The organism is Sphingobacterium sp. GVS05A, assembly GCF_019969845.1.
Taxonomy (GTDB): Bacteria; Bacteroidota; Bacteroidia; order Sphingobacteriales; family Sphingobacteriaceae; genus Sphingobacterium.
Genome location: NZ_JAHXYR010000011.1, coordinates 91,689 through 113,977, shown reverse-complemented (window position 1 = coordinate 113,977; position 22,289 = coordinate 91,689). Strand labels below are relative to the sequence as shown.

17 protein-coding genes are annotated in these 22,289 nt (G+C 40.6%); 11 read left to right on the top strand and 6 right to left on the bottom strand.

Annotated features, from left to right (window positions below; genetic code table 11):
* Window positions 1-24 precede the first annotated feature (24 nt).
* From LC454_RS23720 to LC454_RS23680, 9 genes are all read left to right on the top strand, one after another.
* Window positions 25-1,512, top strand: coding sequence for a RagB/SusD family nutrient uptake outer membrane protein (locus LC454_RS23720; protein ID WP_223584930.1), 1,488 nt, complete (start codon window positions 25-27; stop codon window positions 1,510-1,512).
* A gap of 12 nt (window positions 1,513-1,524) precedes the next feature.
* Window positions 1,525-2,334, top strand: coding sequence for a DUF4843 domain-containing protein (locus LC454_RS23715; protein WP_223584929.1), 810 nt, complete (start codon window positions 1,525-1,527; stop codon window positions 2,332-2,334).
* A 1-nt stretch (window position 2,335) separates the two neighbouring features.
* Complete coding sequence (locus tag LC454_RS23710; RefSeq protein WP_223584928.1) at window positions 2,336-3,757, top strand: PKD-like family lipoprotein; 1,422 nt, start codon at window positions 2,336-2,338, stop codon at window positions 3,755-3,757.
* A gap of 32 nt (window positions 3,758-3,789) precedes the next feature.
* On the top strand, window positions 3,790-4,932 hold the full coding sequence (locus LC454_RS23705) for a TlpA disulfide reductase family protein (RefSeq protein ID WP_223584927.1): 1,143 nt from the start codon (window positions 3,790-3,792) through the stop codon (window positions 4,930-4,932).
* Window positions 4,933-5,487: 555 nt separating this feature from the next.
* A complete protein-coding gene (locus LC454_RS23700) occupies window positions 5,488-5,661 on the top strand; it encodes a hypothetical protein (RefSeq protein WP_223584926.1) in 174 nt (57 codons plus the stop codon).
* The gene (locus LC454_RS23695) at window positions 5,662-7,032 is read left to right on the top strand and encodes an MBL fold metallo-hydrolase RNA specificity domain-containing protein (RefSeq protein ID WP_223584925.1); all 1,371 of its coding nucleotides are present in this window, start codon (window positions 5,662-5,664) and stop codon (window positions 7,030-7,032) included. It abuts the gene before it with no gap.
* 129 nt (window positions 7,033-7,161) lie between these two features.
* Window positions 7,162-9,657 (top strand): cation-translocating P-type ATPase, encoded by a 2,496-nt coding sequence (locus LC454_RS23690; RefSeq protein ID WP_223584924.1) that lies wholly within the window; start codon window positions 7,162-7,164, stop codon window positions 9,655-9,657.
* Window positions 9,658-9,691: 34 nt separating this feature from the next.
* Complete coding sequence (locus LC454_RS23685; protein ID WP_223584923.1) at window positions 9,692-10,132, top strand: pyridoxamine 5'-phosphate oxidase family protein; 441 nt, start codon at window positions 9,692-9,694, stop codon at window positions 10,130-10,132.
* 292 nt (window positions 10,133-10,424) lie between these two features.
* Window positions 10,425-10,670: a hypothetical protein gene (locus tag LC454_RS23680; RefSeq protein WP_223584922.1), complete on the top strand. Its 246-nt coding sequence runs from the start codon at window positions 10,425-10,427 to the stop codon at window positions 10,668-10,670.
* A gap of 17 nt (window positions 10,671-10,687) precedes the next feature.
* Here the strand turns inward: LC454_RS23680 and LC454_RS23675 are convergent, their stop codons facing one another.
* The 5 genes from LC454_RS23675 to LC454_RS23655 form a co-directional block, all read right to left on the bottom strand.
* Window positions 10,688-11,470 (bottom strand): phosphatase PAP2 family protein, encoded by a 783-nt coding sequence (locus LC454_RS23675; protein ID WP_223584921.1) that lies wholly within the window; start codon window positions 11,468-11,470, stop codon window positions 10,688-10,690.
* A gap of 205 nt (window positions 11,471-11,675) precedes the next feature.
* On the bottom strand, window positions 11,676-12,842 hold the full coding sequence (locus LC454_RS23670; RefSeq protein ID WP_223584920.1) for an efflux RND transporter periplasmic adaptor subunit: 1,167 nt from the start codon (window positions 12,840-12,842) through the stop codon (window positions 11,676-11,678).
* 2 nt (window positions 12,843-12,844) lie between these two features.
* Window positions 12,845-17,188, bottom strand: a complete 4,344-nt coding sequence (locus LC454_RS23665) for a CusA/CzcA family heavy metal efflux RND transporter (protein ID WP_223584919.1) — start codon at window positions 17,186-17,188, stop codon at window positions 12,845-12,847.
* Between the two features lie 163 nt (window positions 17,189-17,351).
* On the bottom strand, window positions 17,352-17,747 hold the full coding sequence (locus tag LC454_RS23660; protein ID WP_223584918.1) for a hypothetical protein: 396 nt from the start codon (window positions 17,745-17,747) through the stop codon (window positions 17,352-17,354).
* 289 nt (window positions 17,748-18,036) lie between these two features.
* Complete coding sequence (locus tag LC454_RS23655) at window positions 18,037-18,441, bottom strand: nuclear transport factor 2 family protein (RefSeq protein WP_223584917.1); 405 nt, start codon at window positions 18,439-18,441, stop codon at window positions 18,037-18,039.
* 128 nt (window positions 18,442-18,569) lie between these two features.
* Here LC454_RS23655 and LC454_RS23650 point away from each other — a divergent pair, with 128 nt between their 5' ends.
* Window positions 18,570-18,887: a winged helix-turn-helix transcriptional regulator gene (locus tag LC454_RS23650; protein ID WP_223584916.1), complete on the top strand. Its 318-nt coding sequence runs from the start codon at window positions 18,570-18,572 to the stop codon at window positions 18,885-18,887.
* Between the two features lie 81 nt (window positions 18,888-18,968).
* Here the strand turns inward: LC454_RS23650 and LC454_RS23645 are convergent, their stop codons facing one another.
* Window positions 18,969-21,299: a GAF domain-containing protein gene (locus LC454_RS23645; RefSeq protein WP_223584915.1), complete on the bottom strand. Its 2,331-nt coding sequence runs from the start codon at window positions 21,297-21,299 to the stop codon at window positions 18,969-18,971.
* A 210-nt stretch (window positions 21,300-21,509) separates the two neighbouring features.
* Between LC454_RS23645 and LC454_RS23640 the strand changes: the two genes are divergently transcribed.
* Window positions 21,510-22,256 carry a YoaK family protein gene (locus tag LC454_RS23640; protein ID WP_223584914.1) on the top strand — a complete coding sequence of 249 codons (747 nt, stop codon included), beginning with the start codon at window positions 21,510-21,512 and terminating at the stop codon, window positions 22,254-22,256.
* Window positions 22,257-22,289: the final 33 nt, after the last annotated feature.

Here is a 22,289-nt window from a genome sequence, read left to right as displayed (position 1 = left end):
TACTTCATTCAAACGAACTAACATATGAAAAAGAAAAATATATTTATCGTTGTACTTTGCAGTATTTGCTTGTTTTCCTGCCAGAAGTGGCTTGATATACAACCCCAAAGTGAGGTCGAAAAAGACCTGCTCTTTACTACGGAGGATGGTTTTAAGGAAGCACTATTGGGAATTTATACCCGCTGTGCTAAGGGTGACCTCTACGGTAAAGAATTGACAATCGGCACGCCTGAAGTACTTGTTCAAAATTATACAATTCCGAACAATGATCCCTTAAGTTATCAGAAGACAGCACGATTTTTATACGATGATGGCGACTTTAAAGATCGCAAGGACAATATTTGGAAGGGTTTGTACCATGGGATAGTGAATGCAAATCTCTTACTAGCGGAAATCGACGGCAAGAAAAATCTGTTTGCCGGAGACAACTTCGCTTTGATCAAGGGAGAGGCGCTGGCTTTGCGTGCTTTCCTACATTTCGACGCCTTACGTCTGTTCGCTCCAGCACCTGGCGTGAATGCACAGGCCGATGCCATACCCTATGTAACCAAATACGCGAATAAAACGACTCCATTAAGCAAAGTGTCAGCAGTGTTGGATTCTGTCATTGCGGATTTGGCGATAGCGAAAGATTTATTAAAGGTAGATCCAATACGCTCTGCTTCTTATGTAGTAGGGTATCCGACAATAAAGGACACGCTGGCCAGCTCGGAATTGAATAGCAGCAGCCTCTTTTTGCAAAATAGAAGGCATAGATTGAATTATTATGCTGTATGTGGTATTCTAGCGCGGGTTTATCTTTATAAAGGAGATAAGCCCAAAGCTTTGGCAAATGCGATGGAAGTGATCCTATCGAAAAAATTTCCTTGGACAAATAACACCGATTTCCAATCCGTAAAGGAGGATAAGAAGGATCGAATTTTATACAAAGAGCTTCTATTTGCCTGGTATATTCCGGGAATGAATAACGAATATAATCAAGAATGGTTTAGCACCGGAAGGATGAACTTAGATAAAGAAGAAGGACGCACAATTTATGAAGTTGGAGGTAATGGGGGAGGTGATTTACGTTACACCCAATGGTTTGGTTCAGTGAGTTTAGGAACCACAGCTTTAAGTGCTTTGGTAAAATACAATAGAAATTCTTTTAGTGATAATTTTGAAGCCAATTTACATTATCTAATGGCTCCAGCGATACGATTAAGTGAGCTCTACTACATTGTTGCTGAATGTAATTATGAAAACAATCCGACCTTGTCCGCAGAATATCTGAATCAGGTGCGTATACAGCGTGGTGTAGGAGAACCCGCCGATGTGTCGACGGCTGCTAAATTCCGAACAGAATTACTAAAGGAATACCGAAAAGAGATGTATGCTGAAGGGCAGCTTTTTTATGCTTATAAGCGTTTAAACGCACCTATTATTGGCGAAAAAGGTACGATGATTCCAGCGAGCCAAAAAATCTTTGTATGGCCATTACCAAGTGATGAAATAATTTATGGACAACGCTAATATAGAAATAGAATGAAAAAAAATATTTATATACTGATTGCATTTCCTCTTTTCCTGTTCTTTTCTTGTCAGAAAACTGAACTAAAAACCTACGATGCAGACGCTAATGTTTATTTCGATCTGAGTGCAGAAGCGCGGGATAGCATTGTGTATACCTTTGCCTATGAGATGACCAAAGCTTCGGATACACTTTATATTCCAGTTCGGCTTATGGGTAATCGCTTGGGGAAACAGCGTCATTTTGAGGTTTACGTAGAAAAGGATTCATCCACGGCACGCAGCAAAGAACATTATGAATCATTGTCGTCAGAATATCCTTTAGAAGCTGACCAAGGATCTGGCCATGTAGCTTTAATTATCCATAATACGAAGGATCTAGAGGAAAAATCAGTGTCACTCATATTAAAACTGAAAACGAGTCCAGATTTTGGTATTGATGATCCACGATTGATACGAGTTTATATCGTCCTCTCTGCACGATTGGAAAAGCCAAATTGGTGGGGTAATTGGCCATTAGGCGAATATTCTCGGGTAAGGCACCAGCTTTTTTTTATTGCTACCGAGCAAAGACAACTTTCTACAGAAGGGTTGGATGCCCCAAAGAACCTGTATTTTGCCAACTTACTAACCATTATGCTTAATGACCCTTTTAAGTGGGTAGCAGACCATCCCGAAAAAGGTTATGTATTGGAAAGCAAAGATAATGGTCAAAGCTATGTCTTTTACCATAAGGACAATCCCAATCGGCCAATTCTGTTGAAAAAAAATACTGGAGTGGGTAAATTTTTCTTTATTGATGAATCAGGAAAGGAGCTTAGATAAAATGAAAAAATTGATAATAAGCATTATCGTATCGACGCTGTTGGCGTCCTGTTACAAAGACAAGGGAAATTATGTTATTGATATGCCTGAGTCACCGGTACTGCAAAATTTGGATACGCTATACGAGGCGATGACTGGTGATAGCCTAGTTATCCAACCTAAAATCGTGGGCCTGGCTGCAGAAAATCTGGAATGTGACTGGCGTATTGATGTTCCTGAAGCGCTTGTGCCGGAAGCCAATCATTACAAGGGAAATGCACTAAGGATTGTCTTTGGTCTAGAAGCTAAACGCTATACAGCTAGACTTACCGTAACCAATAAAGCGAATGGGATGAAATATTTTTACCCATTTAAAGTCCAGGGGGTGACAGAATTTTCTAGGGGTACTTTGGTGTTATCTAAGGATCAGGAGGAAAGTAAACTTTCCTTTATCAAAGCTGACAACAGCGTTCAACCTAATATCTATGAAGTCATAAATGGACAACCTTTACCGGCCGAACCCCTGCAGTTGCATTATGTGAAGAATCAATTCACGGGCAACACACCGTTAGGCTATTGGATCATTTCAAAAAAAGGCGGAGTTCGGTTAAATGTCAATAGTTTGAAAAAGGAGAGTGAGAAGCCAGGTACTTTACATGATAATTTCTTTTTAGCTCCTCCGACCATTAACGTTGGGAGTTTTCAAGCTCATCCACAAGGGGTTCTTTTGGGGGTCATCAATGACAAATTTTACGGCGGTGCAACGACAACATGGGATCAATCGGCAACCTATGGAATGTTTGGTACTTATGCAGATGGGGATTACGATTTATCTTCAAAGTTTGTATTGTCAACGGTTAATAACAATTATACCGTAATTGGTTTTGAAAAAAACAAGAAACAATTTGTTCGTATCAATCTCTATGGATCACCGATGTATTTTGGTACACAATATAGTGCGATTGGTTCAGATATTTTTAATCCTACCAATATCGGTATGGACTTGTTACAGCTGGTGCAGATTAATAATGCGGATACCTATGCTTATGTGAAAAATGCGAATGGTCAGATCTATGAGTTAATGTTCAATGCTAACTTTGCGGGTCCATTTAATTTTACTTCGGGGCATAAGCGGCTTTTTATACGACCAGAGTGGATCACAGCTGATACAAAAATGTTGGCAAGTCGTAGCGGTTACATTTACATTGCAGCACAAAATCAAATTTTTCGTTACAATCCTTTGAGTGAACAGGTGCAATCATTAAAAACTGATATCAAGGGAGAAGTCACTATGCTCAAATTGGAGGATGACGAGAGTACGCTGATTGCGGGAGCGGCAGGAACACTCTATTATCTCGATATCCAGGTGGGTAAAAGCGGCGAGCTTGTCAAAAAAATTGAAGGTATCCCAGGTAGCCCTATAGACATGACCTGGCGTAAATAAACACAAGTAAAAATCAAATCTAATTATAAAATATGAAAAATTTCAAAATGGCGACTTTGGCCCTGTTCTTATCACCGATGCTTTTGCTTGCCCAGCAGACCACCTTTCAGATCACGGGAAATGCGCCAAAAGCTTTCAATGGCAAAAAGGTGTATTTGGACTATACAAAAGACGGATTTCCAGCATCAGATTCCTCCACTATTGTAGATAACAAATTTAGTTTTAAGGGAATAGTGGAAGAACCATCTTATTCGAGAATGGTATTTGATCAGGACGGAAAAGGAAAATTAATCGCCCAAAATATTGGTGATCGCCTTTATTTCTATTTGGGCAATGAAAATTACACCATTGTTATCAAAGACTCTTTAAAAACTGCATCTATCAAGGGATCTCCCTTGCATGACCATTATGTTGCTTATTTGAATGAAATTGGTGGCGGTTTTATGGATATTATTGATGCGGGTAACAAAGCTTTTGCTGCAGTAGACAAAGATGCACCAGATGCTAACGAGCAATATAAAACCATCCACGAAAAGTTCGAAGCTCGGTTTGAGGCGCGTAGAGTAAAAGAGCTTGCATTTGCCTCGAAAAATCCAAATTCAATCTTTGCGGTGGACGCTCTTATTGATGCAGCCAATAAACGTAAACTTAGTGAAATAGAACCTTTGTTTCTGAAATTATCTAAGGAAGTACGTCAGTTGACAAATGCGAGACAACTGGAAGCGCGCTTTTTGGCTGAGAAAAGTGTCAAAATTGGTAATAAAGCACCAGATTTTTCACAACCAGACGCAAATGGTAAATTGATCAAGGTCTCAGATTTCAAGGGCCAATATGTCTTGATTGACTTTTGGGCGAGTTGGTGCAGTCCTTGCCGCGCCGAAAATCCGAATTTATTAAAAGCTTATAACAAATATAAAAGTAAGGGTTTGGAGGTTCTTGCGGTATCTTTGGACGATACGAAGGGAAGAAATGCTTGGTTAAAAGCAATTAAAGAAGATGGATTACCTTGGATTCATGTTGCTGATTTAAAAGGCTGGAGCAATGAAGCTGCAGTATTATACGGGGTTCGCGCCGTTCCACAAAACTATTTGGTGGATCCGAAAGGAAATATTGTGGCAATCAATATCAAGGGTGATCTTCTACATCAAGAGTTGGCCAAAATTTTTGGAAACTGATTTTGTTACCGGTTATAGATATTTGACATAAGCTTAGTAGGTCGTATTTTTGAGGCTAAGGATTAATTTCCTTAGCCTTTTTTGTCCTAATTTCATCATCAAAAGCTAGCTTCACTTCATTCATATAACAGTCCAATATGTGGCAGATTCCTACTTTATCTACCATGAATTACACAATTCTCCGTTCAAGTATTTTAGCATTGATACCAGCAGGATCAATGAATTTTGTGCGGATGAGATATTATCTACTGCACGGCTGCATGCGGAGTTTAAGGACGCAATACATAAGACCCAGCCAAAGATTAAAGCCTAAAGTGATCTTCAGACCTATCTGCCAACCACTTCGACAAATCATTAGAAGACGGATTTAATCAAAATAAAATAATAACATCAGGATAGAATAGTCTCACTATGCTTACATTATATATGTTTAGAATAAAGTACCTCTGCTTGCCTTAAAAGTGATGAGGATCATCTCAAAGGATAGTGGTGATCATGATCTGAAAATTTTTATAGATCTAACTTTAGACTATCAAACCATAAAATAAATTCATTATGAAAACCACAGAAATCCCCGATCAAATTCTTCAACCTTCACTTATATCACAGATAAAAGATTTTTGGAGTAAAGACGAACTCACCAGTGCACTAGACAAAATAGAACCAATGATAAATATCATTGAAAAGGATGCTGTTTATAAACTAAGAGTTTCATTAAAAAAGATCTAGATGGAAACTATTTTTATAAAATCTCTCGGGGGAGCCGGAACAGTGACCGGATCAAAGCATTTATTAAAAACTCCCGAACTCAACATATTAGTCGATTGCGGCTTATTTCAAGGAATTAAATCCTTGCGTGAACAAAATTGGGAATCCTTAAATATCCCTGTTGCGGAAATTGATCTGGTTATTCTTACCCATGCTCATCTTGATCATTGCGGTTATCTCCCTCTACTCGTGAAAAATGGATTTAAAGGTAGGATCTATATGACTGAGCCTACAGAGGAACTGGCAAAATTAATTTTGCTTGATAGCGCGAAATTGCAGGAAGAGGATGCAAAAAAGGCTAATCAGTATCATTATACCCAACATAATCCTGCAAAGCCTCTGTATACACAAAAGGATTCCGAATGTGCTTTTGAATATTTTTATACCGTCAAGGAAAATAGCAATATTAAACTAAGCGATCATATTCAATGTCAGTTTAAGCCCTCCGGGCATATCCTCGGCGCCTGTTCGGTGGCAATTACATGCTTTGACAAAACGATCGTCTTCTCAGGGGATATTGGACGAAACCATAGCGAGATTCTACCTATCCATGATTTTTTTACCAAAGCGGATTTCTTGGTGATGGAGTCTACTTATGGGGACAGATTACACGAAAAGGCAGATTTGTATGATAGTCTGGAACATTGGATCAACATTACAGTTAAAAATCATGGCAACATTATTATCCCAAGTTTTGCTGTGGGCAGGGCGCAAGAGCTTATCTATATGCTCTTTCGTTTAAAGGAACAAAACAAAATCCCGCACGATCTGCCGATAATCCTGGACAGTCCTATGGCTGCTAGTGCCACAGCTATCATGGTTGATTATGCCGAATATACCACGGTGGAGAAAAGAAAATGGCAGGAAATTATTGGGAATATTGAAATTAACAGAGATTATAAAAATACAGAGGAGATCATTCGGGATAAAACAAGCAAAATCATTATTGCGGGTAGCGGTATGATCACCGGGGGACGGGTACTTGAATATTTGAAACATGATATAGGAAACAGTCATAACACAGTATTGATTGTAGGATTTCAGGCCGAAGGTACACGCGGTAGGGCATTGTTAAATGGATCTCACGAGTTGAAGATTCATGGCAGTTACTATCCCGTAAAAGCAAATATCGTAGAATTGACAGGGTTCTCAGCACACGCTGACCAGTCTGAACTAATGGAATGGATCAGAAAATATAAAAATACTCCCCAACAGATCATGCTTGTACATGGAGAACCATGTGCATTGGAAGCATTACGCGTAAAGATCCAAACCGATCTAAAAATACCTGTTAAAATTTTAGTCAAAGATGAGCAATTTGCACTTAAATAATTCGACAGATTAATGTTGTGACTATCTAAGATCCAATTTATAAAAGTAAAATTTTGGAGAACATATTCGGGAAAATAGTGTTTCTCATAGAGTCAGTAGATAATCGTTTCTATATTAAGCAAATTCTTTATGGCATATAATATCCCCAGTCATCTTAAAGGTCTCAGTCAGGAAGAAGTAAATCATGCCAGAGCAAAATATGGGTATAACCAGTTGGCGGCAACCCATAAAAGTAACTGGATGGAATTGCTTTTGGGGGTCTTAAAAGAACCCATGCTGATCTTACTGATCGTTATCTCACTGATCTACGTAATCGTAGGAAATTATGCTGAAGCGGTTTTTATGCTGGTGGCTATTGTAGCAGTTACGACGATCTCGTTTTATCAGGACAACCGTAGCAAGAAAGCGCTGGAAGAGCTTGAAAAACTAAATGAGCCCCTGAGTGTGGTCATCCGAGAGGCACAGGTGGTAAAGATTCCTACACGTGAAATTGTCGTTAACGATCTTTGTATCACAGAAGAAGGTCGCATGATAAATGCAGATGGAATTATAGTGCACAGCAACGATTTTTCTGTCAACGAGTCCTCCCTCACAGGGGAGAGTTTTTCAGTGTTCAAGGATAGTACGACAACCGATAATTTAGTTTATAGCGGCACTATAACCGTGTCGGGACTTGCTGTTTTTCAGGTACAAAAGATAGGCAAAGAAACGCGCGTCGGCAAGATCGGCGAATCCATGCGGACGATAGAAGAAGAGATTTCGCCTTTACAGATCCAGATCCAGAAATTTGTAAAAGCAATGGCAATCGTTGGACTTGTTATTTTCTTGCTGGTCTGCTTGTTCAGTTACCTGGATACGCACAATATCGTAGGGAGCCTGCTCAATGGGCTGACATTGGCGATGTCTGTACTGCCCGAGGAGATTCCTGTCGCATTTACGACATTTATGGCCCTGGGTGCATGGAAGCTCATGCGCGAGGGCATTATTATAAAAAGGAGCAGTATTGTAGAGACCTTAGGCAGTACAACAGTAATCTGTACCGACAAAACTGGTACCATTACGGCCAACATCATGCAATTAAAACATTTGTATGAATATCGTTCCGATATCGTTTATGCCGAAGGTGAATTTGACGACAAAGCCCTTAATGAGCTTATCGACTATGCGATGTGGAGCAGTGAACCAGTGCCTTTTGATCCGATGGAAATCACTTTACATAAAATATACGAAGAAACGCAAAAAAACGATTTAAGAAGGAGTTATCAGCTGTTTCATGAATATCCTCTTGAAGGTAAACCGCCAATGATGACACATCTTTTTGAAAATAACGAAAAGGAGCGGATTATTGCAGCTAAGGGCGCGCCCGAGGCGATACTTAGCGTTTCCCAGCTCTCTGACACCGACAAAGATAAAATAAGAGGGGTGATTGAAACTTTTGCTCGGCAAGGATATCGGATTCTTGGTGTCGCCAAATCACATTTTGAAGGAAATGACTTCCCAGCAAAACAGCAGGATTTTAAGTTTGAGTTTTTAGGGCTTACGGTTTTCTATGATCCACCTAAACAGGGCATAAGGGAGGTCTTTCAGCAGATCTATGCTGCAGGAATTAAAGTAAAGGTGATTACCGGTGATAATGCTGAAACAACAAAAGCGATCGCATTGCAAGCAGGAATTGTCAATGACACTCCGGCATTGAATGGTACTGAAATAGTAGGAAATACCGAAGATGATATCATAATGCTAGCAGAGCGGACAACGTTATTCACCCGAATGTTTCCCGATGCAAAACTCGCGGTCGTAAATGCGCTGAAAAAGAGCGGCGAGGTTGTGGCCATGCTCGGGGACGGCGTAAATGATGGTCCGGCATTGAAAGCAGCACATATTGGTGTGGCTATGGGCAGCAAAGGTACAGAGATCGCCAAATCAGCGGCAGCATTGGTCATTACCAATGATGATTTGCAGAAACTTATTGTTGGTATTGCCGCCGGTCGCCGGATTTATACCAATATCAAAAAGGCTGTCCAGTATATTATTTCTATTCATATTCCCATTATTCTCACAGTATCCTTACCCTTATTTTTAGGATGGATCTATCCACAGATATTTACCCCCGTCCATGTGATCTTTCTGGAACTAGTCATGGGACCTACCTGTTCTATTGTATATGAAAATGAACCTATCGAAAAAAATACGATGAATCAGGCACCAAGGGCGATGGGAAAGACTTTTTTGAGTATCAACGAACTGGGGATAAGCATTATCCAAGGGGTAGTAATCACACTCGGGGTCCTGTTTAGCTATCAGCTTACTGCACAGCATGGCGGAAGCGAAGAAAAGATAAGGGCGATGGTATTCTGTACCTTGATCTTTGCGAATATATTGTTGAGCTATGCCAACCGCTCTTTCTATTATAGCATAGTCGAAAGTTTTAAGAATCGTAATTTTTTACTGGTAGGGATCTCTTGTGCCGTGCTTATATTACTATTTGTCATATTATATTGTAGGCCAGTTGCTTCTTTCTTTGAGGTGACAGCCCTAAGCGCATCTGAATTGACTATAGCACTCGCTGTTGCTGCTGCATCTGTACTGTGGTTTGAAATTTACAAGCTCATTAGGAGAGCGTAGGCCATTTTATTGTGATAATTTAATAACTGTCAATATGCTAGGAGAATTGAGTAAAAGAGAAATTATCACCTTATTAGAAAGCCAGTTTATTGGTCGTATAGGGTGCCATGTCAATGGTGAGACATACATTGTCCCTGTTAACTATGTTTACCAGAATAACGCGATATATGTCCAGTCGGGAGAAGGCAAGAAAATTGAAATGCTTCGTACAAACTCCCGAGTATGTTTTCAGGTTGACAAGATTGATAGTATGTTCAGGTGGAAAAGTGTCATTCTGTGGGGAAATTTTGAAGAATTGAAAGACATGGAGAGACAGCAGGTGATGCAGGGGCTGATCTTACGCATTATGCCCAATACAGACGAAGCCGGACGAAATCCAGCTCATGCAATAAATGCACAGCTTCATGACTCATTAATCGTCTTTCGTATCAATATAGAAAATGGAACCGGACGCTTTGAATCTCATAATGATTAGATGGAACTTCAACTAGTCGATCACCTCTTTATTTATTGATCAAAGTTTACGATCTCTGCATTGATCAACAATCTTTACAGAAAAACAAAAGTATCTACTCTTTTTAAGCTACCTTTTTTCTGCTGTTTTTGGATTATCGTAAAATATGGGAGAAGGATAGCAAAAGTTGGTGAATGTTCATCCAATAATCGTTTATAACACATTGCTAGGCAAACATGTTTAATCTATAGCTACTTTGTTTTTGTGGTAGATAATTTAGCCCATTATTATTTGTCCTATTGGACCAACCGACATGAAAATAATCATTCAAAATATGGTGAGCCGCCGTTGCAAAATGATGGTAAAATCTGAACTCGACAAATTAGGGATAGCCTATACATCTATCGAATTAGGGGAAGTCAGGTTAGCTCAGCCTATTTCTGAAAATATCAAACTAAAACTCCGGCAAGGATTGCATCAATCGGGGCTAGAGCTGCTTTTAGCGTTGAAAAAGAAGGTGTCAATTGCGACACCTTCTCGCATAGTTTGTGATTTTTGACAAAGTTTCCCTATTTTTTAAAATGTCCAAACATAGTTAAGCCCTACCTTATTTGATTGATAATAAGGCAGGATGAATGTATTTTTGCCCAAATTATTCCCTAACAATTTTGACATTGCGGGAAAGGACCAGTAGGCAATTTCAGTTGACAATATCCCTATACCCGCGCCAGCGACCACATCACCGACCCAATGCTTATCATTGAACGTACGATAGGTGCCTGTGAATATCGCAAAAGGATATCCGAGCAAGCTTAACAACATGTTATTCCCGCGATATTCACGGAACATAAAATGCGCTGTAGCAAAGGCTGTGGCAGTATGACCAGACGGAAACGACAGGTTATTAGAACCATCGGGTCTTCGCTCTTTGATCAGGTGTTTGGTCGGTGTCACAATGGCTGTTGAAATCAGCAGTGAGGTTGCCAAAATTATGCTTCGATCTTTAAAGTCATGTTTCCCCTGCACACCCAAGGCATTCAATCCATAGACTAAGGCTCCGGGAATAAATTGCGTATAGTTATCAGCTTTAATGGGTGAAGGGCTATGTTCGCCTATCTCAAAGCGTGTGGAATTATTCAATTCTTTTAATCGGTCATTGGTGAGGCTAAGCACACCATATCCGATACCTATCGCCGGGATAATCAATTTTTTGTAATTAGGCTGATAAATTTTACCCACAGAATCCTCCTGAATAAAGTTGATCCTAAGTAACGTATCAAGATTCGGATCAACAGATCTTGCAAAAGCTAAATTCACGAAAAGTGAAAATATTGGTGCAATTAAGGTTGCTCTTTTCATCTACTTAAATCTAATATTCAATGATGCAATAGGAGAGGTCATACCAACAGGTGTGATATAATGCTCGAAACGCAGTTCGAGCATGTCTAAGCAACGTATACCGAAAAGCCCGATGGCTATATAAACGCCCCCCATACAGCTTCGCGTATACCTGGTAAAGCACGAAAATGTGAAGATCACAATACTGAATAATGTTATTGGACTTTTACTCTTCATCTTCTGCTGTGTTTTTGAGCTGCATCAAAAGAGTGTAGGCATTTTTGCTCACGATTTGCTTACCCTGGAAATCCTGAAAGTTCAATACCTTAACCAGGCCTTTTTGAGGCTCCTCCACGGAAATCTCTGTCAGCCGGTAATTTCTATTTCCTTCTGAGACAAATACATAACTTTTGCCTTCAAAGTCCACGATACTTTCTTCAGGGAGGGCATGACCGAATGTTGCAGTCGTTTGAACCTCGGCATTCATATACAGCCCAGGAATCAGATCCTGATCATATTTATCCAGATGGCAATGAACATCGGCCATACCACTTGGATCAATATCCTTACCGATCAGATGGATCTTTCCGTTATATTTTTTATTGGGTTTGGTATTGGAGTAGGCCAATAGAAGCTGTCCAGGACGCATCTGCTCAAGATCCTTTTCGTATACCTTAAGGTTGAGATGGATGTCATCGGGATTGATCAGTTCGAAGAGTATATCCGACGGGTTTACATATTTTCCGATATTGACATTGACTTTGCTCACATAGCCATCTATGCTGCTGTACACAGGTGCACTTTTACGGATATTGCCAGCAATTGTACTGGGCGGGATATTGACGAGCTCAAGCTGTCTTGCGAGTGCATTCATAATGATCTGCTGGCTGTTCATCTCAGCTTGAGCCTGCTGCATTACCTTATCACTACTCGCTTGGTTTTGGTTGAGCTCTTTTTGGCGTATGTAGTCGAGCTGGGCAAAGTGTAGTTTTGATTGGGCAGCGAGATAATCCTGTTGGAGCTGTACAAACTGTGGGTTTTCTACGATTGCAATCACTTCTCCTTTGGATACCTTCATTCCCGGAAGTAGTTGCGTACGCTTCAGATATCCGCCGAGAGGGATACTTACAGACGCCATATTCTGCGGCGGGACATCTATTTTCCCATTCAGTTTTAAGAAACTTGCAACAGCTTGGTCCGAAAGTGCTACTGTTTCGATCCGAACATTCCGGAGCTGTGCATCCGTTAAGGAAACGAGATTTTCGTCCTTTGGTTTACTAGCGGTCACTGGTTTGTTTTCCTTATTTCCACGACAGGAAAAACTGAGACAGATAATAACTCCTGTCAGGAGCTGATAGACCATATATTGGGATAAAAATTTTTTAGTTTTCATTTTTATTGATTTAGCATGATGTAATGAAGCTGAATGGCACTTTCGTTGAGCTGCCACAACGCATCTGCATAGTTGCTTTTTAACGAGATCGCCTGATTGACCAGCGTGACAAATTCGAGGTAGTTGATGGCACCGTTGGAAAATTGTTTCTGTGCCGTTTCAAAAATCGTGTCTGCATTTTTGAGTTCGGATGTTTCATAATGGCCGACAACATCAAGGCTACTCTGAAAGCGTTGCGAGAGCTCTTGCTTTCGTTTCACGAGTGCAATCTCCGCATTGTGATATTCATCGTCTGCAATCTCCTCGGCCAAACGCGATGCTTCTACCCGGGCTTTCTGCCCTTTAGCAAATACAGGTATAGCAAGGCCCAGCTGTAACGAATGGAATCTTGGACTTGCACCATATGTTTTGTTATTCGGACCTACCCCTTTAAAACTGTTCAGATTGTAGCCTAGTTGAAGTTGGGGGAGAAGCTTGGATTTTTCAACTGCAGTAGCCTGTTCGGCCACTGTTTTTCCTTGTTCTAATACCTTGAGCAAAGGATGGCCTTCTAGCGAAGGTGGGTTGAAAAACACTTTTCCAGTTGAGGCAGGTGTATATATGAGGTCGGAATTGAGCAGCCATTGAAACTGGGATTGAAGCACCTTTATTTCGGCATCTACCTGTCGCAACTGGATTACAATTGCAGTTTTTTGATTAGCGGCCGTAGCGCTTTCCAATACATCACTTTCACCAGCTTTCTGACGAAGAACAGTTTTAGCAAGAAAGCTGCTATATAATGAAAGTGCTTCGGTCAATAGCTGTTCTTTTTGCTGCCAGTACAGTATATTGTAATAGGTAAGGCTGACGGCTTTCTTCAGTTCAAACTCTTTGAGCGCTACATTCAGCTGACTCTTTTTCCAATCTTCGATATATCGGGTACGTTGTTTACGGTAGACAGCCGGAAACGCAAAACGTTGTACGATGCTGAACTTACTGTCTTGATAGGCACCATTGATCTGACCGTAATCAAAGCCGATTTCTGTCTGTGGAATATCTGCTGTGAATGTACCGATTAGTGCTTGGGTATAAGCAGCTCGTAGTTTTTCACTTTTTAAACTACGGTTATTTTGCTGCGCGAGCGCAATGGATTGATCCAAAGTAACAACAGTCTGTGCATTTGAGTTTTGAACACTTAGCAAAGCAATTACGAACAGCATTGGGGCAAGGGCACCAGATTTTAGCTTAGTGCCTTTAAATCCCTTTTCTATCGTTACATACAGCAGCGGAAGTACGAACAGCGTTAATAGTGTAGCGATGAGCAAGCCGCCGATGACCACTGTCGCCAATGGACGTTGTACTTCTGCTCCAGCACCATTGCTCAATGCCATCGGTATAAATCCTAAAGAAGCAACTGACGCGGTCATCAAAACGGGGCGTAAGCGATTTTTGCCTCCGTCAACCACAATGCGTACAATATTATGGATACCGCTTTTTTGAAGCCGATTGAATTCTGATATTAGTACAATGCCATTCAGGACTGCGACCCCAAATAGCGCAATAAATCCTACACCGGCACTGATACTAAAAGGCATCCCCCGTAGTGCCAACAGAAAGACTCCACCAATAATGGAGAGTGGAATAGCACTGTAGATAAGCAAACTTTCCTTAACAGATCTAAAAGCAAGGAATAATAGGATAAAGATCAGTGCCAATGCAATGGGAACAGCAATAAGCAAGCGTTGTCTGGCATTGTTGAGGTTTTCAAAAGAGCCCCCATATTTGATGGAATACCCTGCGGGAAGTTTGATCTCTTTGTCGATCTTAGCTTGCAGGTCGCGTACGATGCTTTGTACATCCCGATCCTTGATGTTAAAGCCCACTACAATCCTACGTTGCGCGTTTTCGCGTTGGATCTGATTAGGTCCCTGTACGATTGCTACACTAGCTAGCTGAGCGAGCGGTATCTGATTACCCGCTGGTGTAGGGATCAGGAGATTGCGGATATCGGTCATATTCTTTCTGTCGCTGGCGTCCATGCGGACTACCATATCAAAGCGTTTTTCACCTTCAAACACCAGGCCAGTAGGCTGTCCAGCAAACGCGGTATTGATGGTCCTGTTGACTTCAGCGATGGAAAGGTGATGCTGTGCGATCATGGAGCGATTATATTGTATCACGACCTGTGGAAGTCCAGCAATCGGTTCGATATAGAGATTTTGGGTACCTTGGATCGTTTCGATAATTTTACCAATTTTTTGAGCATATAGCGCCAGTGAATCCAGATTGTCGCCAAATATTTTGAGGACAACATCTTGGCGGGCACCTGTCATCAGTTCGTTGAACCGCATTTGCACGGGGTATTGGAAGCCCGCTGTGATGCCAGGAACATCTGTCAGTGCTTTGCCCATTTTTTCGGCGAGCTCAGGAAATGTCTGGGCTGAGGTCCATTCTTTCTTGTCCTTTAGGATAACCATCATATCTGAGGCTTCCATGGGCATAGGATCGGTCGGCACCTCTCCACTGCCAATTTTAGTAACAACTTTTTCTACCTCAGGAAACCTGCTCTTTAAAATATGGGCAGCTTTCTGGGTGCTTTCAATTGTAGTTGTCAGGTTACTCCCTGGAAGGACACGTGTATCCACCGCAAAATCTCCTTCCTCCAGTGAAGGAATAAATTCACCCCCCAAATGGCTAAGGATAACCATGGCCAGAATGAAAAATGAAATGACCAGCACAAAAATAACTTTTGGAAACCGGAGTACTTTAAGCAATACGTGGACATAGAGTTTTTCCAGCCTTTTCATCAACCTGTCCGAAAGGGAAGGTTTGCTGTTTATAGTCCGTAATAATATTGCGCTCATCATCGGAATATAGGTGAGTGAGAGGAGGAACGCGCCCAATAAAGCAAAAGCAACCGTTTCGGCCATAGGCTTGAACATCTTACCTTCGATTCCCTCCAGTGTCAGGATCGGAAGATAAACGACCAGAATAATGACCTGTCCAAATACTGCACTGTTCATCATCCGACCAGCAGATGCGTTGACAATATTGTCCATTGCTTCCGCAGGCACTTTGAGGAGGCTTTTTAATCGCTGTTGTTGTAGGAGCTGATGCATCACGGACTCTACTATAATTACCGCTCCATCAATGATCAACCCAAAATCGAGTGCACCAAGGCTCATCAGATTGCCACTAACACCAAACAGGTTCATCATGCAGATAGCAAAGAGCATGGCCAAAGGAATAACAGAAGCGACGAGTAAGCCAGCCCGTATATTCCCCAAAAAGAGCACCAGCACAAAAACGACAATTAGTGCGCCTTCCAAGAGATTTTTCTGCACTGTATTGATGGCATTGTTGACCATCTTGGTACGATCAAGAAATGGTTCGATGACGACCCCTTTGGGCAGTGTTTTTCGGATTTCCTCGACTTTGGCCTTTACATCGGCGATGACTTGACTGCTATTGGCTCCTTTAAGCATCATTACAATGGCACCGGCTACCTCACCATTATCGTTATAGGTCATTGCACCATAACGGGTCGCATAACCCGTACGCACCTCGGCAATGTCGCGGATAAAAATAGGAAGGTCATTTTGTTTACCAACAATGACAATATTTTGGATGTCGGCTATAGTGCCAACAAGTCCTTCACTACGAATATAGAGAACTGTCGGTCCCTTTTCGATGTAAGCACCACCGGTATTTTGGTTATTGGCATTGAGTGCGTCAAAGACATCGTTTATTGTGATCCGATAAGCATTAAGCCTGTCCGGCTTTACTGCAATCTCGTATTGTTTGAGTTTCCCTCCGAAACTGCTGACTTCAGCAACGCCTTTGACACCGAGCAGTTGCCGTCTGATAATCCAATCCTGGATGGTACGCAACTCTGTCACATTATATTTGCGTTCGTAACCCTGTTGGGGGCGAACTACGTATTGATAAATTTCGCCAAGCCCCGTAGAAATAGGCCCTAGCTGAGGCTGGCCTACACCTTGTGGAATTTCCTGCTGTACCTGCTGGAGACGTTCGGCTACCTGCTGCCGGGCCCAATAGATATCAATGTTGTCTCCAAAGACAATAGTGACAAGGGATAGCCCAAATCGGGAAAAACTTCGGATTTCCTGTAATCCAGCAATATTACTGTTGGCCTGTTCAATTGGGAAGGTAACCAGTCGTTCGATATCTGTCGCTCCAAAAGAGGGCGCAATGGTGATGACTTGCACTTGATTGTTGGTAATATCGGGAACGGCATCAATAGGCAATTTAGTCACCTGATAAGCACCGACACCGATTAGAGCCAAAATCAATAGTGCAACGATGAGTTTGTTCTTGACAGAAAACTCAATGATTTTCGTAAGCATAATAAATAGATTCTGTTAAATCGTAAATCCATGATGAAGATAAACGCCAGTACAATGCCGGAAGGAACACTCAACCACTTAGCATAAAGGGTATCGCGATCTTACCAATAACAAAACGTTTTATAGCGGATACTCCATCCGAAATAATAAAAAAAGGATTTGATCAACAGAATTTTGGCGGTTGCCATATCGAATTAAGGAATGTATCATCTACAAACTGATCATTCCGGACTGGTGTATTATCATTATTTTCAGGTAGGGACCTGTTATCAATTTCGATATTAACAATTTGAGGACAGACAAAAACAGCGCTATACCAAGCTGTGTGCATCATAAAGGGTAGCCGTTGGTCTTTGTCATAATCATCGTCATTCGGATGGTTTTGCAGATGGTCTCCTTTGTAGTGTACTTTCAAAAAATCAAGTACAGACATTGTTGGATTCTTTTCCTTATGCTCAAAATAATGCTCAATCAACAACGGAAATCGCAACAATTGCGAAATTTCAGTTGCCGACGCGATATAAATCGTCAAAAAACATATTGCAAGCAATCTTTTCATCCTAGACAAAGTTATTAAAAAAAATAATTCACTGTATCGGCGCTGTCTAAAGTTTTTTTTCTTTCATGAGAGAAAGCTACGTCATGAAAGCCATATTAATATATTGACAATTTAACCAGGCTGCTATCAGGCTTGGTAAGCAGTTTTTTCTTTTTCCAAACGAATAGATCTCTAAGCCGTTCTATACGTGACAGAGTTTCGTTTCTGCTGATTGATTTGGATGGTTGGGTATTTAATGCCCAACCTCCATTCATGTTGAACATGGCTATGCAGGTGTGAAAAGCCTTGACTAATCTTTTGAAGCGGCATTCCAGAAAGCATCTTCATCTACTATTATTTCCGAAAACAACCACACTTCTTTTATCTTGCTGTCTTCGATCCTCAATAGGTCCATACCTTTCATGGCGAGTTGTTGATCTCCCTTTTCTGCTTTAAAGTGGATTGCAGCAATGACAAGATCTGCATTATTGCTTAGGTATTCTATTCGGTCAATGGCAAAAGTACCGTTGCTCCATTTCATAAAATTCCCCAAATGGACAAACACGGCCTCTTTTCCCGTATAGGTACCGGATTGAATCCCATTGCCAGGCTGATGCCAGAGGATATCATCTGCAAATAGACTTCCTACTGTATCAAAGTCTCCTTTACCTACTGCATCAAAATAAGACTGAACGATCGTTACATTGTTTGACATATTATTTTAACTTTTAAACTGTATTAATATTGTACAAATGTCTAACTTAGCCTTCTTATATACAAGTACCTACCTATAAGTAGGGTACTTACCTCAGATTAAGAATAACTGACTGTCAATTAGATAAAATGAATATAAATATTTCTGACGAGAACTGCCCGCTACGAAAAACGCTTGAAATCATCGGTGGAAAATGGACCATGTTGATAATTTTCCAGATCAATGAACGGACAATCCGCTACGGAGAACTTAAACGTTGTATTGTAGGGATCAGTGAAAAAATGCTAATCAGTCAACTTAAGTTTTTATGCGATAAGGGATTCGTCCATAAAAGATCCTTTGCTGAAATCCCTCCAAAAGTGGAATATACGCTGACAGATATAGGAAAAGAACTGCTTCCGGTGATCAATCAAATTATACAATTTGGTTTAAATCATAAGTTTTAATAGGTGGCTAAATCAATAAAGACTCATTAAGGATGAGCCTTTATTATCATGGACAGTTAATTCAATTTTTATCTTGGTCACTCAAAAATTATCCTGCACCTTAAATCCAACACGAATAGCTTTAAGACCGATCAGTCCCTGTAAGTCCTCGACTTCAAATTTTTCGATATCGTCATTTAATAAACCCTTGTGCTGAAGCAAGTTGATATAACCCAAGTATTCGGTCTCTTCATGTCCATAGGAATAGACAATGACAAGTTTACCTTTTTGTGTAATACGTTCTGTCGAGCCTTTGATCTTCGCCTTGTCAATACGTTTTTTAGCGATTTCATAACGTACATTGTAGGATCCGTCGATATCAAATTGTTTTTCATCCATTTTGAAACGGATGGAAATCGGCGTTGCAAAGACCAAAATCAGGGAGGTCACCTCCAACTGGTGGGGTAGTTCGGGTTGGAGTACCCTAAACTGGCTTTCCATTTCACACATGACCTGCAACTGCCACAAACGTAAATTTTTGAGGTAATAGAGCTCAAAATTTTTGTCCGGTGCGATGGAAGCGCCGATAAACATGTTATGCTCAATACCGTCAGTCTTATAACGCTCGTAATAATGCGGGAAGTATTCCTGCGCCTCTAGCTGCTTTTCGTCAAGGATCGTGACCAGCTTTTTATTGATCAGTGTGATCGAGTTGTCGTAATCTTGTCGCGCCTCATAAAGTCCGCCAATAGCCGGATTTATCCGGTCGAAATAGGCATTGATCGTCTTGACAATGGAACTATTTTTATTGTTTTTGCGGAAGTTGTCCAGAATGGGATGTACTTCGATATTAAAATGATCCAGAATAACCTGTTCGGTATCGTTTGACAAGGAGTGATCAAGCGTTTCGAGATTTCGCTCCAAGTCGAAGATTTTCTGCTCAAACAGCGGCAATCTATGTTCTTGATTGATGGCGGTAAACAGCTCGATCAAATCAGTCACCTGATGAATCAGATCCTGCTTAATGGCCTGATTGCGGGATTCCGAAGAGCCCTGCACGTCAATCTGGCCATAGAGTGCATATACGTGTTCAAAGACGATTTCCTGTAAAGTATAATCCTTTCCAAAGGCTCTATCATTGAGGTAACGGATTGCCTCTTCCTGAAAACGCCATTTGACACTGGGATGAATCGAGGTATATTCCTTTTGGATGATCGCTTCAATCTGATTCTCCGTTTCAGAAAATGCTTTGGATACTTTGTCTTTGATAAAAGGTAAGATAAAGTTGAGTTTATTGGCATTAACCGAGTTCAGTGCGCGCACCTTGGAGGAGGACATTTCCAATATGCCGAGTACTTTGTCGCCTTGTATCAGGGGGGCAAAGATAAAACTCTTCACATGTTGCTGTTTCAGTTTGTTGATAAAAAACGCTTTTTTAGGGTCCGTGGTGGGTAATTTATCGATGTCCGGAACAACCAAAAGTTCTTCTTTACTTAGCAGGCTTTCCAATGTTTCGTTACAGAGCATTTCCTCACATTCGGCTATGGTAGAATCGTAAAGAAGATGGCTGTACAGCTGCTTTTCGACAATTCTCAAATTAAACTCCTCCCTAACTTTTTCAAAGGAGGTCAATCCGATTCGCAGATCGTCTATTTTGTAAATGGATCTGAAAATATCTTGAATCTCTTCCATCTGGGCCGCCTTATCTTCGAGCAATAAGTTACTTTTGAAACTCGACACAGCATTCTCCGTGGTCGCATCAAAAAGGGTCATAATGGAAAAACCTTTTAATATCCAGCTTTGTTCAGGAAATTTGGATTTCCACAGAGCTATATCCGAAAAATTGTCAATCAACTCAATAATGTCTTCCTGAGAAAGTTGCACTGCGCGATCTGTAGGAATAATATCCATAAAATCCGCATTGAAAAGCACCCTGTAATGGTGCATAATATTATTTTTATCCGGAATATCCAAGAATATCGGCGTATCCATGGCATCCACTTTAACGCCAAAATACTGACTGATGATCATACAGCAATTCAGAATATAATAGGTATCCGAAGAGATATCACGGTAGCTAAAATCATAATGATCCCCTGCATCACGGAGGATATTGTCTAAGCGTTCGCTATGATTGAAGGTATATAAATAGAACGGAATTGTAATGGCCTTGATTTCATTTTTCGTCAGTGATCTTGGAAATAGATCCGCCAAAAGGACTTTGATAATAGGCTCATAAGGATGTAAATCCGCTGTATTTTCGATACCGTTGACAAGTGCCGGATATTTTTTGATTTCTTCCAGTAAAGATTTAGCATAAGTAGCCTGGAATTCAACTTCGGACAATGCCGTTTCCTCAAAAGATTTGATAATCTTATGAAAAGCAATCAGCGTCTTAAAAGGACTGGAATCAAAGGTGAAGTTAAACTGCATAGCGCTTGTTTCTGAAAAATTAGCTAATTATTGGGTTTACACAAAAGTATAAAATAATCACGGATTGAATAGCAAAATCTTAGGTAAATGGTTCTTCAATGGATAGATTGTCTATTTATTGCTTTTCGTTAATAAAAAAGGTAAATTGGGCTTATCTTTTACACCATTGCAAAAGGTAGTTTCAATAAATTAGCGGGTGAAAACAGCATTATGTTTAGGCATCGAGATAAAGGGCGAAATTATATCCATAATGTACAATTAGCTGCATTATTGTCCGTAGTAGCCGGAGTAGTAAATATAGTAGGGGTGCTTTCCTTTAAAACATTGACTACAAATGTAACGGGCCACTTCGCCTTTTTTTCAGAGGAGCTTTATCGAAATAATTACATGTTTGCCTTGCTGAGTATACTATATGTTATTTCCTTTTTATTGGGCGCATTTGTTGCCAATACAACAATGGAACTTACATCGCGGGGAAAGGCACATTTTTCGTATAGTTTACCCATTGGTATTGAAATTAGTTTACTTGCATTTGTATCATTTTTTAATTTCTCCTTTTCCACCGCCTCTGTTTGGCTGTCCTGCACACTTTTGCTCGCTATGGGTTTGCAAAATGCTTTGGTAACTAAAATATCCGGGTCTGTCGTTCGCACCACGCATTTAACGGGATTGTTTACAGACTTGGGAATTGAGCTATCTCAAGCTATTTTCTATAAGAAAATAAATGAGCGCAAACGTTTAAGACGAGGCATCCTACTCAAGGTGATCATCATTGGCGGTTTTTTCTTAGGCGGTATTATAGGGGCTTTTGTATACGGGTGGTTTGAAAGAAAGACGCTATTATTACCTGTCGTCATATTACTGATTGCACTTTTTTATGACCGCATACTGCTCGGATTTTATAGGCTCAGGAGGAAGAAGCAAGATCATATACATAAATCCCCCGGAAGCACCTAGCGGAGCGAATAATTACAACAATCTGAACTATTC